Source organism: Xanthocytophaga agilis (assembly GCF_030068605.1).
GTDB lineage: Bacteria > Bacteroidota > Bacteroidia > Cytophagales > 172606-1 > Xanthocytophaga > Xanthocytophaga agilis.
The window spans coordinates 1-14,148 of the sequence record NZ_JASJOU010000007.1; the positions used below are offsets into that span (position 1 = coordinate 1).

The window sequence follows — 14,148 nt, forward strand, 5'->3', positions numbered from 1 at the left end:
TCCGAAGACATTCAAAAGATTATGAGAAAACAACTAAAAGTGCACAAGCCTGGATTTTATGGGCTAACTGCCAAATTATTCTTAACCGTTTCTAAATTGTTCACAATTTAATTTTTAAACATACTCTTAGCAAATACTCTATGAAACGCATTATTACTATTTTTATATTTTTAGTAATTCAAATACCCTCATTAGTTGCTCAGCAGAATTTTTTTAATGTTCCCTCTTCCGAGATTACCCAAAAAGGAAAGCTATTGTATCAGGGACAAGTCAATATCACCAGTGAGGAAACAGAGATCAACAATACCTTTTCCTATGGACTGGGCAAAGATCTGGAAGTAGGCATTAATATATTTGAATTCACCTTTGATCCCAAGCACCATTTTCATTTTGAACACAACGATACACTCCCTAAATCACCTGTCTATCCGCTTGTACTGCTTAACATTCAAAAGGCATTTGAGCTGCTTCCTGACTTTCAGCTATCTATTGGTACGCAAAATGGTTTAAATCCTGCCCGACATATGCACTGGGTCAATTATACGTATCTTAATCTGGCCTATGAAATTCCTGGCCTTGAAACGAGACTGGTAGCCGGAGCTTATACATTCAATAAAGCTTTTGTAGGCGACTGGAGAGGGAATGAGGAAACATCTGCTGATAACAAGTGGGGAATTGGTTTCCAGGCAGGTATTCAACAACCTATCATAAAGGAAAAGCTACTCTTTACAGCCGATTTTCTCTCACATCGCCATAAATTAGGCGAAAGTGCCTGGGGATTGGCATATTACATAACAAAAAGCTGGGTACTCTCGATGGGGTATCAACTTCCCAATCCGGGAAGTTTATCCAATAAAGGACTTATTTTTGAAATCACGCGTGTACCTGAGTAGACTATATATTTACTCAGTGATGTTAATCTGAGTTAACCCTGCCTAAAGTATCACTGTTGAAAAAGTAAGGTATCATCTTTGTACCCCTCTGTGTACATTTTTTAAACTAAAACGGATGCCTCTTTATGAAAGAATATAACAAAATGTTGTGGTTAGTGTTGGGGATGGTTCTTCTAAATGCTTGTGGAGGTAAAAATACTTCATCCAATGTAGAGTCACCAGGTGATGAGAAAACGGCAAAGGATAAAACCCTGAATACAGGAGCAGATATTCTGCAAAGCAAGACTCCGCTTAAAAAATTCAGCACCTATCTGGATGGTTTCCACTTTTACAATGGCAATATAAATGCTCAGATGGAAGCACATCATTATGTAAGCCAGCTTAATGAAGATCTGTATCAGGCTATTATTTTTGATGGCAATGATGAGAATGCCAAGATTATGGGAGTAGAATATATTATTACAGAAAAGCTTTTTAAAACATTACCCAAAGAAGAAAAGACACTTTGGCATTCGCATCATCATGAAGTAAAATCCGGATCACTTATAGCTCCGGGCATTCCGGATGTAGCAGAACACGAGTTAATGGAAAAGCTTGTCTCCACCTATGGTAAAACAATCCACACCTGGCATACAGATCAGGAACGAACACTGCCTGTAGGCTCTCCTATGGTGATGATGGGCTTTACAAAAGAAGGACAGCTACATCCGCAGTTACTTCAGGAACGGGACAAACGATTTGATATTTCCACAGATAAGATAAAAGCAAAAAGAGCAGACATCCCTATGCCACAAGTTGATCCGATGGCGAATGCATGGGAAAAAGGACAGGTAAGGCAATTTGTCATCAGCCACAAAGCAGACAGTGCCCAGCACAAACACTAGAGCTGTACCCTGTTCCATAACTTTACTGGAAAAAGGGGCTATAAATATAAAGTCACTGGCGTGGGTGTCCAACCGTACCCAATTTGAAACCAGTGCACGGCCAATGCTGTCAGCTTAAGAAAATTTCTCTACTCTTTTTATTTCTTTTTTTGTCCTTCTGAAAGAAACTTTTGACAAATAGAGCCATGTTTGATTTCTGAGAAAATACTCTCCAAAAGGAAAGTCCACCGATAGTACCACACCTGTCTGGATAAAGGAGGGAAAGGTGGGATGATATGGGGGTAACAATGGGGGTAGCTTAACTGTCTGATAATCAGACGGGGTAAGAGGGGCGTCATTTTTTGACAAAAACTCTCCCCGGACAACAGAAATAGCGGGGTAGTAGGGCTATATATATACTTTCTTTTTATATTATATACTTACTATTATATAGAGGAAATCCTACCCCTCTTACCCCGCCTCAATATCAGGCAGTTAAATTTACCCCAAATTCTACCCCTATCATACCCCACCTACCCCGCCAGTAAAAGAATGCTATTTCCGTTATTTAACTATCTGATTAATAGCATGTAAAAAGCCAAATCTCATCTGTAAAGCCTGTGCTCCCAATGAGATTGGAATACTTTCTCTCAATAGATCAATACTGATAAATCAACTTAACATAGTGAAACGCACACCTGCAGGGCCATGCCTTACTAGATTAGCTGCTATCAGAAAAATACACTTCTTACCTACAATCAGGCTCCTATTCAAATTCCTGATATCTTTTTACCTACCGTATCTATTTGGATACAACATAGCGACTTTTGACTACATCCTTCCTTTCCTCCCTGTATAGATTTGCATAAACAAAACAATAACATTATGAACATCGTACTCACAGGCTCTCTTGGTAACATTGGTAAGCCACTCACAAAAACACTGATAGAAAAGGGACATTCCGTAACCGTTATAAGCAGTAATGCCAACCGCCAGAAAGATATTGAAGCACTAGGTGCATCGGCAGCAATTGGTAAAATGCAGGATGCCGATTTCCTGGCCCAAACTTTTCAAGGCGCAGATATCGTTTATCTCATGGAAACGATGGAAGCTGTAGGAGATATGTTTGACCAATCCATTGACTTTATAGGCGGCATCACCCAAATCGGTGAGAACTACAAAAAGGCTGTTGAACGCTCCGGAGTGAAGAGGGTAATCCACCTGAGCAGCATCGGCGCACATACAGACAAGGGCAATGGCATTCTCTTGTTTCACCATAACGTCGAGCAACTTCTGCGGCAACTGCCAGACAATGTGTCTGTCAAGTTTATGCGTCCTGTAGGCTTCTATATCAACTTGTTTTCATTCATTCCGGTTATCAAGTCACAAGGTGCTATCATCTCCAACTACGGCGGTGAAAACAAAGAACCCTGGGTTTCGCCGAAAGATATTGCTGCGACTATAGCAGAAGAAGTAGATAAGCCATTTGCAAGCAAAACAGTGCACTATATTACCAGTGATATGGTATCACCTAATGAAATTGCCAAAGCACTTGGCAACGCTATCGGCAAACCTGATCTGAAATGGAAAGTTATTCCAAGTGAGCAACTCCTGAATAGCTGGCTGAGTATTGGCTTTAATGAACAGGTCGCAAGAGGATTTGTGGAACTACAGGAAAATCAGGGCAACGGCAAACTGTATGAGGACTACAACCAGCACAAGCCAGCACTGGGTAAAATAAAACTGAAAGACTTCGCTAAAGAATTTGCAGAAGCCTATAATCAGGAATAAATACTGACAGGAACGTGTAGCCCAACAGGTGACCTGTGAATTTGATGTATATTTTCTCAGGAACCAAGCATAACTCTCTATTTGGCATCAGATTCTAAAAGAGGTAAATGGGAGTCAGAAGAATTGGATAATTTAGCATCTGATAACGAACTGATTAACTTTCTTATGTATTCCCATTGATAACCTCTACCTTGTAAATGCTTCTAGTATTGATAATACACTAAAAAGGTAAGCGCATGGCAAGCATTCAACGATTAAAAACAATCTCTGAATTTCATCGCACCAGAGGACTAACTCCACCAGAGCACCCCCTGATCAGCATCGTGAATTATGCAGAAGTGCAAATGTTGCCGGAATACAACAATTGTCAATGGGTGTTTGATTTCTACTTTATCTCACTCAAAAAGAACATTGCCGGAAAGATCAGATACGGACAGCAGTCTTACGATTTCGATGAGGGAGTGATGTTCTTCATCGGGCCAGGACAGGTATTTGGACTTGAACGGCCCACAGAAGCGCCATCCAATAAATCCGGCTGGATGTTACTCATACACCCGGATTTTTTTTGGAACACTTCCCTTGCCAAAGAGATAAAAAAGTATGAATATTTCGGTTATGCCATCCATGAGGCCCTGTTTGTGTCTAAAAAGGAAGAAGATACGATGATTGGTATCATCAAAACCATTGAACAGGAATACCGCTCGAACATCGATAAGTTCAGCCAGAGAATCATTATCTCACAGATAGAGACATTGCTCAATTACTCCGAACGATTTTATAACCGTCAATTCATTACCCGACAGCGTGCTGGCCACCAACTCCTAGATAAGTTAGAGGAGTTGTTTGTGGCCTATTTCAAAGATACAGAGCCTTCTAACGGATTGCCTACAGTACAGTATTTCGCCGACCGACTGAATGTATCCCCCAAGTATCTGAGCAATATGTTGAAGGCACTGACGGGCCAAACTGCACAGCAACTCATCCACGAGCAGCTAATTGAACTAGCTAAACAGAAGCTATCAATAACAAACCTCACCGTGAGTGAGATTGCCTACGAATTGGGGTTTGAACATTCTCAATCTTTCAGTAAGCTGTTTAAGAGCAAAACAAATCTCTCTCCATTGGAATTCCGAAAATCGTTTCATCCAAATTAGCACAGTTGTATCATCCTATTACTTCTGCCTACATTTTCCAACCCTATGTTAGAGACAAGGTTTATTCCCTACAGTATGTAAGCTCCAATTCTTTCAAACGCCCATTTTTAATTGCTCTTGCTGCAATATAATTAAACAAGGGTTCGGCTATTTTTTGAAGTCCAACCATTCGTGAGTTGTTTAAGTAAACGAATAAAGCAAGGTCAGATAATTTTGCAGGAACTCCCGATGCACTTGCAAAACCATCTTTCGCAAGCCCTTTTAGTATTAAAAGAGCATTTTCAAAGTTTTTATTGCCTGAGCTTATAGTCACTTTCACTAAACAGTCGGCAGTTGAAATGTTGTGAAAGTAGTGTTTCTCATTGGGCATTATTGTGACACTATCGCCTTGTTTCAACTGATATACCTGATTGTTTTGTCCAACTTCCAATGTTCCTTTGAGTACTTCAAAAGTCTCAGAGAAAAGTGTGTGGTAGTGCCAGGGCGTCTTTTCAGTTGGCACAATAGCATACTCAATCACACTTTCGCTATGTGTATCTGCTGATTGAATGATTTTAGCAAAACCATGGTATCCATTGCTTTGCTCCTTCTTATTTCTCAATAAAAGGATTCCGAATAAAAAACAAACAACAATGGCAGAAATATGGGGAATAGCTTGTGTTATGCCATTATACTCTTTAGTTAAGACGATAAGCATATCCACAACCGGAATAATAGTGCCCAACAACAAAGTTATCGCCAATGCTTTTGTTTGTTTACTTACTAAAAAAGTACAAATGAGTAAACCTGAAAACAAGTCACGTATTCCTTTGATATAGTGAAAGGAGTAGTCACCTTGTTCATTAAAATGTATTCCATATCCAAGTTCTGCTGTTTCTGGTGCTATCAGAAATCTTGCACCAATGAAGATCATTCCTATACCTGTCAGGAAAGCGATTGCAAGAGAGAGTGTCTTTGTCATAAAAGTTTTGTTTAAAATTTATGACACAAAGTTCTATAGCCACCCCATGAAACTTATGCACCTGAGTTAATAAATCATTTGCGGTTAAAAATTCTTTTGGGAATATATCATCGAGTGGTGCATTTGCGTCTGAACAACATGGTAGACAAGTCAGAAGGCAATACAATACACAAGCCAAATTCTGGAAATTCACTTTTATCTTTTACTATCTGCGGTTGTTTACAGATAATCTATAGGCCAGCTTCACTCCCTTATTCAAACATTTGGCTCCCAAAATCCTACGACTCATCCTCCATCACAAATCCATATGCTAAAAAAGTCAGTTGTATACCTGTCTTCACAAAACTATTCAGGAGACAGTTGTACACATTTTTAAAACTATTCAAAAACACAAACCGTATTCGTATGAAAATGATTTTTTTGCCATTCAGAACTGTTCTGATGATTGCATCTTTAACCTTATTTGTAATGAGCTGTAAAGATGATGATGACGATGACAATACTTCAGACGGGCAAACTGTTTTACAGATTGCTGTAGCCAACAATGATTTTGATGTATTGGAAGCAGCTGCCCTGAAAGCAGGTTCCAGTATAACCAATGTTCTTTCTTCTTCATCCAAGATTACTGTTTTTGCGCCTACTGACGCCGCCTTTATTTCTTATCTTGGCGCTACAAATGAGGCCGATGCGATTACCCGTGTAAATGCTTTGACATCAGCACAGGCAGCAGACTTACTAAGCTATCATGTGTTAAACAGCGAAATTAAAGCGGCAGCGGTGCCAGCAGGCCCTAATGCAGAAGTAACTACACTGCGTTCAGGTGCAAATAACAAAGCTTATGTGACAAAATCAGGCAGTACCGTTTCGATAAACGGAGCTACTGTTACTACTGCTGATGTACAGGCAACCAATGGGGTTATCCATATCATTAATCAGGTTCTCTATCCACCAGCAGGAAATCTGGTTGAGACAGCCTCAGCCAATACAAATTTTGAATTGCTGGTTGCGGCAGTAAGTAAAGCAGGTCTGGCAGAAGCTTTAAGCGGAAGCAATCCTCTAACGGTATTTGCCCCAACAGATTCGGCACTTTTAGCTACTCTACGTGCAGTATTAGGCAACCCTAATCTGACAGAAGCTGATGCCAAAGCAGCGATTCCTACCCTGACAGATACATCAGAACCGCTCAATGTACCTACACTGAAAAATATTCTTCTATACCATGTAGTGAGTGGTAGAAACTATTCTGCCCAGTTAACTGCCGGAGCAGTGCCTACATTGCTTACCAATAACTCTGTTACAGTCGCCTTACCTTCCGGTGGTGTTACAGTAACAGGTAGTGGCAATGGCGGGTCGGCTGCCAAGGTAGTGATGGCTAATATCACAACAACGAATGGTGTAATCCATGTGATCGACCGGGTATTACTCCCTGCTCAGTAATCTATAGATAAGGGTTGACAAACATCCGATATTTAAAATAACATGAGTCATCTCAAATTTTGAGTAAAAGGGTGTCATTGAGAAAATAATAAGAATGTTACAAAGAGAGCAAAGATATCTTCAATCGTGGAAGGTAGTGTAGGTGCGTTGGCAATCCTTTTCCCGCGAGGTTGGCCTTTGGCCTGCGGGTGGAAGGATCAGGAAAAGGTGCCCTTTTTTGCTCACGCACAAATCTGGCTCACCAAATTCTCATTTGGTGCCCTGTTTTTTGGGCAAGCAAAAAATGAAGGAGCTACAAGAAGAGTGATGAAAGGGGCAATAAACAAACGCTGGAAGAGAGATTGCTTAAAAATTAACCCAAGCCTATATTTTCAAAAACATAGGCTTGGGTTTTACTCTCATCCAAATTCGGGATCACTCATGTTTCTCAAAAGTTAATCAAGAGAGACAACTACTCATAAGGTTTTCACCAGTTAAAATCTGATTCTCATGGAATGGGTTATGCTTAAGATATACTCTACCTTTGTAAACTAACTTTCTCTTTACTCAAGAATCCAGGATGGATTATGTTTTCACATCCGTACCGTTACCTGTTTATTCTTCTCATTGCTGTTTATTCTTATCTGAATACACTCTATGTAGAGGTATTCGTTTATTATCACATTCCCTTACAGCCTTGGGAGGCTCTGCTCACATTTGTCTTTATCGTTTTATGTATCTGGGAAGGCAATCGTTTGCTGGAAACTAAAGTAGAGACACTGCAAAACTGGCTAAAGGACATTGGCAAAAGGCAGATCCATCCTTTGCTCATACTGTTTGGAGGTAGCATTGTCATTACTACTCTATCAGTTAGTATACCGGTTGTTGTATTTGGGCATTATGAGTTTGATTACAACTGGCAGCAAATGCATATGCCTGTCAAACTAGCCTTTACGCTGGGATTCCGCATAAATTTATTTCTCAATACACTTAATGCCATTTTCTTCTTTCTCCGCCAGCAACGGCAGGCTCAGCTGGAAGCAGAACGTCTCAAGAAAATAAGTATACAAGCCCAGTTTCAATCCCTGAAAAACCAGGTAAATCCACACTTTTTGTTTAACAACCTGAATGTATTATCAACACTGGTCTTCAAAGACCCGGTTATTGCCTCTGAATTTATAGAAGAACTCGCCAGGGTCTACAGGTATGTCCTACAAAACTTTGAAAAGGAGCTAATCGAGCTTAGTACCGAACTAAACTTTATCAGATCTTACAGATACCTTCTCGACAAACGGTTTAACAGTAGTCTACATATTCAGATTAATGTGCCAGAACAGTACCAGCATCATTATATAGTTCCTCTGGCACTCCAGATGCTGATTGAGAATGCCATAAAACACAATATTGGCTCACGCAATCGACCACTACATATTCGAATCTACGTGGATGAAAACCAGTTGCTGGTAGTAGAAAACAATCTGCAACCCAAACTGGAAAAAGAGCTATCTACTCAGATTGGCCTCGAAAACATTGCCCAACGGTATCAGTTTATTAGTCAGCAAACCATCACTATTCAGCAAGATTCCGAATCTTTTATCATTCGATTACCCTTGCTTGCTGTGTTTGACTAATTATTTGTCAATTATTTCAAACAACTTACAAAAAATCTGGTTTATCTAATTTATCTGGATATTCCTTATAGCTGATACAACTGAGGAGTGGAATGAGTATTACATGGCACAAAGGTTATTTTTACTGAATTATAACAAACTTTTTTCTTTCAACCTATGCGTGTATTGATTCTGGAGGATGAATCACTGGCAGCAGAAAGACTGCAGGACCACTTACGGCGTTACGATGCCTCTATTCAGGTAGAACAGGTACTTGATACCGTGGAGGAAGGAGTACAATGGTTGCGTTCGAATCCATCTCCTGATCTGATGTTAATGGATATTCATCTGGCCGACGGATTGAGTTTTTCTATCTTTACACAAACTTTTGTAAATAGTCCTATCATCTTTACCACAGCTTATGATCAGTATGCTCTTCAGGCTTTTAAGGTAAACAGCATTGATTATCTGCTCAAGCCGATTTCCTATCAGCATCTGGTGGAAGCTATGCAGAAATTACGCCGCATCAAGGCTGAGCCGCCTATGATATCGCCACAAATCATCCAACAGCTTATTAACCTTATCCAGAAACAGCGTCCCAACTACAAGTCTCGCTTTCTGGTTAAGTTTGGCGACCGCCTTCAATATAAAACTGTGGAGGATGTATCGTATTTTTATGCAGACGGCAAAGTAGTATATCTGGTTAGTAATGAAAACAAACGCTTCATTGTTGACTATACACTCGAAGAATTGGAAGACCTGCTTGACCCAACCCTGTTTCACCGGATTAACCGAAAAGTAATTGTTCATCTGCAGGCAGTTAAAGACATGCGTTTATACCCCAACAGCCGTCTGAGCTTATCCTTACGGCCATCTATGGACACAGAGGTAGTGGTAAGTCGCGATAAGGTGCCTGCATTCAAAGCCTGGCTGGATCAATAAACCAATGACAGACTTCATCCCGAATTTTAAAAGGCGATTACCTGTCCAAACAATAGATGCTGACTTCACAGCAAACCTTGTTTCATATTTTGTTCCATGTCTTTTCTGGAATAGAGGTTTGTAAATAAAGAAAAAACACTCTCCCTGTCCTCCTGAAAGGAACTCCCCTCGCTGTCCTTCTGAAAGAAACTTGTGACAAATAGAGCCATGTCCGGTTTCTGAGAGAGAAAAATATCTCCAGTCGGAAAGGCCACTAACCTTTTCACAAGGTTCTTTCAGAAGGACAGGTAAGGTAGTTTGAGTGGTTTTCTTAAGTTGACTGCATTGAGAGGATACTGCTTTCATACTGGGCACGGGTGGACACCCGCGCCAGAAATTTTCTTTATTTCCACAAAAAATATGGTACATTATAAGACCTTGCTCTTGCGTTTTATCACGATATAAAAAGGATTGCGCATAGTTCTAGTCAGGCAAAAGTTTTGCGGTGAATTCCGTTCAAATTCTTTTTTGGCGTGAGTTATGCGCAAGAGAAAAAGTGATCGGAGTTCCGGTCAAAATGAGAAATGATCGGAACTCCGATCAAAATAAAATCTGCGGTGAATAACAGGCAATCTGTTCATTGATCAATGAGACTACATTGCCCTTGTTAAAAAATAATCTGCGGTGAAGTGTGCGCAGCCAGAAAAATTTTGCTAAAAGCAATCACAGCCTTACAGTTGGGATAGATACTATTCTGAAGGCTATCTTGTCATGAAGTTGTTCAGTCAGACTAATCTACTATCACAACAGAAACTCATTTGCTCCTTTTAGCTATTTTATTTAGAGAGATAGGTTTTTGCTGCGTACATTTAAACCGACTGCCTTGATGCGCCCCCTTAGCCAGGTGCTTTTGACTTATGGTTGAATTGACACGTTTACGCCATAAATTGAAACTTGTCCGGCTGATTGTCTTACGCATTAGGCGAATAGTTTCTGCTTCTGAAACACCAAACTGGTATTTTATGGCTTCAAATGGTGTTCTGTCCTCCCAAGCCATTTCTATTATTCGATCAATTTCCTTTTCTGTCAACGATTCAATACCGGATATGTTCTTCATACTTTTATATTCTATCGCTTTGTGTTCACGTCTGGTGACATACAGTGTATTATTGGCTGCTCTTCATTCTTCTGCATCGCTCACTACAATATTTTACCGAATCCCAGTCTTTTGCCCATTTCTTTCTCCAACTGAAAGAACGCTGGCAACACGAGCAGATCTTCTCCGGTAATTGAGACTTATTGCCTTTATAGGTTGTCTTTTTTGAAAGAACGGATTTCATTGAGGTTATATAGCAGACTAAATTTTTGCAAGCCCGGTTATTATATGTATCAAGTCAGAAAAGTAACTTCTTTATCTGTTTTGGCATACGACAAACGATGCAATCGTTTGGTCTTGTGGTAGCTATCCAGGCCTGAGCAGCAAAGAGTCTGTGCTTTTTCAACATCCACATAGCCATCAGGATGTAGAGTATTATCGGGAATATAGACCTCTTTGACCTGACCAATCACCATAATAGTACCATTGATGGTAATATCTATCTTCTCTTTCAATTCAAGTCCTACCTGTAGAAAAGACTCCTGGCAGAAGGGAGCCCAAAAACCGTTTTTATATTCGGGCGTCAATCCAACAGCGTCAAACTCTGAGATTTCACGTGCATACCTTGCAGAGGTTTGATGCGCCTGCTGGTAAATATTTTCATGAATATGGTTAAATGTATAAAAACCGGTTTGCAGAATATTAGACAATGTATGTCGCTCCACAGAATCCGGACGAAATATACAAGCCAATAAGGCAGGGTTAGAACCCAAATGTGTAAAAGAGCTAAATATAGCCAGGTTAGTATTTCCTTCATGGCTACGGCTACCCACTAACCCCAAACTTTTAAATCCTGTAATTGAATTGATGAATTGTGCCCGGTAGCGTGTTTCAAAATTTAGTATAGCATCTTCGTTGATTCGCTGCATGGTTACTCCAGATAATTTATCTTTTAAGTATTTTAAACTAGTTATATATTGGAATGAGGTCTGTCACATTGTCGGGCTTATCTATTCAGTAAAGGTCCAGCTATCGTTTTATATTCAAATACTCCACTGTGGGGTAAACAATTGGTTTTCCAAACTCCAACCCTTATTTCAATAACTGATTATGCTACGAATTGTTTAGCCAACGACATTTTTTGTAGCTGTCAGTGCAGAAACAAACTAGGGCCGACATTCATACCTCACGCAGAATAGAATGAGCATTTCTCTTTGTAAAATCCCAATTACTTCCGGAAACTTTGCTTCTGAATGACATAAAAAAAGCCAGCATATCAGCTGGCTCTTTTAATCACACTTGTTATAAACAATCAGGGTTTACAAACATTCTTACTTTTACTTAACTTACTATAGGCTTCTCATTCTGTTGAGAGTCCTGTAATCTGGGCACAGGATACTTTTTCATAATTGCTTCCACTCCCTTGGCAACCTGTTGTTGCAGCCGTTTCACGTTATCCACATTTCCCTGGATAGAACCTCTCCATAGAAGCTCTTTTGTTTTGGCATCGATCATATCAATCACAAGGGTACCTTCAGTGTAGGTATAGCTACGATTATATCCATTTCCATAATAAGGCATCATACCCCATCCGTACATTCTTCCCCATCCAAACGGATAGAAGCCTCCATACGGATAATAGTTATACCCGTTATAGGACTGACGTTTCTTTTCAGTATACGTATGGTATTGCAACAGCAGATCGGGCTGGCTTTCAGTATGTACCATACCCCGCTTTGTTAATTCACTTTCCAGTGCATATTGAATATTACGATCCAGCAGTTTGCTGTTGTAAAGAGGATTAGATCCAACTTTAACATCAGGCTTCAGCCAGCCAAAAGTTTTGTATTGACCTAAACTAGCCTGAGGTGCTACCTGTGTGCTTACCAAAGAAGCACAACCTCCCATTACGAACAAACTCAAAAAAGCAATACATGCAACTACTCTCATTTTTATGGTTTTCATAGCGATTGTAATCTTTGTTTCTGTTATTTATTAATATAACAATTTAAAGACACAAATGTGTTCCTCACTTTACAAAACTATTTCACTAAAAGGCTTAACAATTGAAAACCAATTAAGATAAGCCAAAGATAGCCCCGAGACTTATATAATTATATAAAGAAACTAAATCTGCAGATCCATACTATATGCGTTTACTTATTCTTTTATAGTTGAATAACGCCCCAATTGCGGTAAGTACTTACCTAGCACTCTATTTACGGTAAATACCTATTTGCAAAATCACGTATTTACCGTCTTCCACAATAGAATGCGATCATTGATATTTGTAGAAGCGCAAATTACACTAATAAGTAAAAAATTAGTCTGAGAATACCCTCTTAAAATATGTAGTATACGTATTTTAAGAGAATTATAAAAAGGCATTGCTGAATCAGAAAGGCAATTTTCATTCAGCATTTGTCTTGTACCACTCCTGAGAAGGAATTCACTCTAGTTATCAGTACCCATCCAATTAATTTGTAGTTGCTGCCAAAAGGAGTATCAATATTTTTCTTACTTTTGGGGGCATTTCACGTATCCACATATTCCTCAACCAATTACTAACCGGAATGAAAGTAGACATTTCCAAACTTCTCCAGAAAAAGAAAACCCAGATCCTAGAAAGATGGATGACCAATCAGATGGCAGATGAAATTCTGCGGGAAGATTTGATCAGCAACGAAGGTCTGCGTAACCAATCCGAAGAATTGCTTACTAAACTGGTAAAACTTGTCAATGACAAAAACATTACTGAAGTGCAATCTCCGGATTTTGAACCTATCGTTGAAATCCTTGCAGGCATCTCTCATTCACGGGCACGCCAGGGGTTTTCACCGAGAGAAACAGGGTTCTATATTTTTAGTTTAAAGGATGCGTTGTTAGAAACCTTACAGGAAGAAGTTAAAAATGATCCTTCAGCTTTGTACGAGATCACTTTAAAGGTAAGTAAGCTCCTGGATTCATTTTCCATCTCTACATTCGAAACCTTTATCAAAGGCAGAGAAGAAGTAATTCTTCGTCAAACAGATGAGATAGCAGAGATCTCTACACCAGTTATACGTGTTTGGGATGGTATTCTGGCTCTTCCTATTATCGGTACGCTGGACAGTGCCCGTACACAGGTAGTAATGGAAAATCTGCTTCAGGAAATCGTAGAGTCAGGTAGTGGCATTGCGATTCTGGATATTTCAGGTGTACCGGCAGTAGATTCGTTAGTAGCTCAACACCTGATCAAAACCGTGAGTGCTACCCGATTAATGGGTGCTGAGTGTATCATCAGTGGTATTCGCCCTGAAATAGCTCAGACAGTTGTGCAACTGGGAATCGACCTTTCTAACATTATTACTAAGGCTTCTCTTGCCAGCGCATTAAAACATGCCTTTTCTATGATGCGTCTGGAAGTAAAAAAATCAACCAAAGAAAATTTCAGCTTATAGAAT

13 protein-coding genes are annotated in these 14,148 nt (G+C 39.7%); 8 read left to right on the forward strand and 5 right to left on the reverse strand.

Going from position 1 to position 14,148, the window contains the following annotated elements; all coding sequences use genetic code 11:
- The first annotated feature begins 140 nt into the window (after positions 1–140).
- The 4 genes from QNI22_RS19815 (at position 141) to QNI22_RS19830 (ending at position 4,701) form a co-directional block, all read left to right on the forward strand.
- Positions 141–893, forward strand: a complete 753-nt coding sequence (locus QNI22_RS19815) for a hypothetical protein (protein WP_314513340.1) — start codon at positions 141–143, stop codon at positions 891–893.
- 125 nt (positions 894–1,018) lie between these two features.
- Positions 1,019–1,777: an OBAP family protein gene (locus QNI22_RS19820; protein WP_314513342.1), complete on the forward strand. Its 759-nt coding sequence runs from the start codon at positions 1,019–1,021 to the stop codon at positions 1,775–1,777.
- An 864-nt stretch (positions 1,778–2,641) separates the two neighbouring features.
- Complete coding sequence (locus QNI22_RS19825; RefSeq protein WP_314513344.1) at positions 2,642–3,547, forward strand: NmrA family NAD(P)-binding protein; 906 nt, start codon at positions 2,642–2,644, stop codon at positions 3,545–3,547.
- Between the two features lie 236 nt (positions 3,548–3,783).
- A complete protein-coding gene (locus QNI22_RS19830) occupies positions 3,784–4,701 on the forward strand; it encodes a helix-turn-helix domain-containing protein (protein WP_314513345.1) in 918 nt (305 codons plus the stop codon).
- A 61-nt stretch (positions 4,702–4,762) separates the two neighbouring features.
- Here the strand turns inward: QNI22_RS19830 and QNI22_RS19835 are convergent, their stop codons facing one another.
- Entirely contained in the window at positions 4,763–5,662 is a 900-nt protein-coding gene (locus QNI22_RS19835) for a DUF4267 domain-containing protein (protein ID WP_314513346.1), read from the reverse strand.
- Between the two features lie 405 nt (positions 5,663–6,067).
- Here QNI22_RS19835 and QNI22_RS19840 point away from each other — a divergent pair, with 405 nt between their 5' ends.
- From QNI22_RS19840 to QNI22_RS19850, 3 genes are all read left to right on the forward strand, one after another.
- Entirely contained in the window at positions 6,068–7,099 is a 1,032-nt protein-coding gene (locus QNI22_RS19840; protein WP_314030784.1) for a fasciclin domain-containing protein, read from the forward strand.
- Positions 7,100–7,665: 566 nt separating this feature from the next.
- Positions 7,666–8,709 carry a sensor histidine kinase gene (locus tag QNI22_RS19845; RefSeq protein ID WP_313986622.1) on the forward strand — a complete coding sequence of 348 codons (1,044 nt, stop codon included), beginning with the start codon at positions 7,666–7,668 and terminating at the stop codon, positions 8,707–8,709.
- 156 nt (positions 8,710–8,865) lie between these two features.
- The gene (locus QNI22_RS19850) at positions 8,866–9,630 is read left to right on the forward strand and encodes a LytR/AlgR family response regulator transcription factor (protein ID WP_314030786.1); all 765 of its coding nucleotides are present in this window, start codon (positions 8,866–8,868) and stop codon (positions 9,628–9,630) included.
- 793 nt (positions 9,631–10,423) lie between these two features.
- On the opposite strand, the gene QNI22_RS19855 is transcribed toward QNI22_RS19850, so the two are convergent.
- From QNI22_RS19855 to QNI22_RS19870, 4 genes are all read right to left on the reverse strand, one after another.
- Positions 10,424–10,726: a TIGR03643 family protein gene (locus tag QNI22_RS19855; protein ID WP_314513348.1), complete on the reverse strand. Its 303-nt coding sequence runs from the start codon at positions 10,724–10,726 to the stop codon at positions 10,424–10,426.
- A gap of 49 nt (positions 10,727–10,775) precedes the next feature.
- Positions 10,776–10,949: a DUF2256 domain-containing protein gene (locus QNI22_RS19860; RefSeq protein ID WP_314513350.1), complete on the reverse strand. Its 174-nt coding sequence runs from the start codon at positions 10,947–10,949 to the stop codon at positions 10,776–10,778.
- 49 nt (positions 10,950–10,998) lie between these two features.
- Positions 10,999–11,634: a flavin reductase family protein gene (locus QNI22_RS19865; RefSeq protein ID WP_314513351.1), complete on the reverse strand. Its 636-nt coding sequence runs from the start codon at positions 11,632–11,634 to the stop codon at positions 10,999–11,001.
- A gap of 412 nt (positions 11,635–12,046) precedes the next feature.
- Positions 12,047–12,670 carry a DUF4136 domain-containing protein gene (locus QNI22_RS19870; RefSeq protein ID WP_314513352.1) on the reverse strand — a complete coding sequence of 208 codons (624 nt, stop codon included), beginning with the start codon at positions 12,668–12,670 and terminating at the stop codon, positions 12,047–12,049.
- A gap of 608 nt (positions 12,671–13,278) precedes the next feature.
- Between QNI22_RS19870 and QNI22_RS19875 the strand changes: the two genes are divergently transcribed.
- A complete protein-coding gene (locus tag QNI22_RS19875) occupies positions 13,279–14,145 on the forward strand; it encodes an STAS domain-containing protein (RefSeq protein ID WP_314513354.1) in 867 nt (288 codons plus the stop codon).
- Positions 14,146–14,148 lie beyond the last annotated feature (3 nt).

Excerpts from the sequence above, each read along its gene's own strand:
- QNI22_RS19865 (WP_314513351.1), bottom strand. The coding sequence starts at position 11,634 with ATGCAGCGAATCAACGAAGATGCTATACTAAATTTTGAAACACGCTAC.
- QNI22_RS19875 (WP_314513354.1), top strand. The coding sequence starts at position 13,279 with ATGAAAGTAGACATTTCCAAACTTCTCCAGAAAAAGAAAACCCAGATC.
- QNI22_RS19830 (WP_314513345.1), top strand. The coding sequence starts at position 3,784 with ATGGCAAGCATTCAACGATTAAAAACAATCTCTGAATTTCATCGCACC.
- QNI22_RS19840 (WP_314030784.1), top strand. The coding sequence starts at position 6,068 with ATGAAAATGATTTTTTTGCCATTCAGAACTGTTCTGATGATTGCATCT.
- QNI22_RS19835 (WP_314513346.1), bottom strand. The coding sequence starts at position 5,662 with ATGACAAAGACACTCTCTCTTGCAATCGCTTTCCTGACAGGTATAGGA.
- QNI22_RS19820 (WP_314513342.1), top strand. The coding sequence starts at position 1,019 with ATGAAAGAATATAACAAAATGTTGTGGTTAGTGTTGGGGATGGTTCTT.
- QNI22_RS19845 (WP_313986622.1), top strand. The coding sequence starts at position 7,666 with ATGTTTTCACATCCGTACCGTTACCTGTTTATTCTTCTCATTGCTGTT.
- QNI22_RS19855 (WP_314513348.1), bottom strand. The coding sequence starts at position 10,726 with ATGAAGAACATATCCGGTATTGAATCGTTGACAGAAAAGGAAATTGAT.
- QNI22_RS19870 (WP_314513352.1), bottom strand. The coding sequence starts at position 12,670 with ATGAAAACCATAAAAATGAGAGTAGTTGCATGTATTGCTTTTTTGAGT.
- QNI22_RS19815 (WP_314513340.1), top strand. The coding sequence starts at position 141 with ATGAAACGCATTATTACTATTTTTATATTTTTAGTAATTCAAATACCC.
- QNI22_RS19825 (WP_314513344.1), top strand. The coding sequence starts at position 2,642 with ATGAACATCGTACTCACAGGCTCTCTTGGTAACATTGGTAAGCCACTC.
- QNI22_RS19850 (WP_314030786.1), top strand. The coding sequence starts at position 8,866 with ATGCGTGTATTGATTCTGGAGGATGAATCACTGGCAGCAGAAAGACTG.
- QNI22_RS19860 (WP_314513350.1), bottom strand. The coding sequence starts at position 10,949 with ATGAAATCCGTTCTTTCAAAAAAGACAACCTATAAAGGCAATAAGTCT.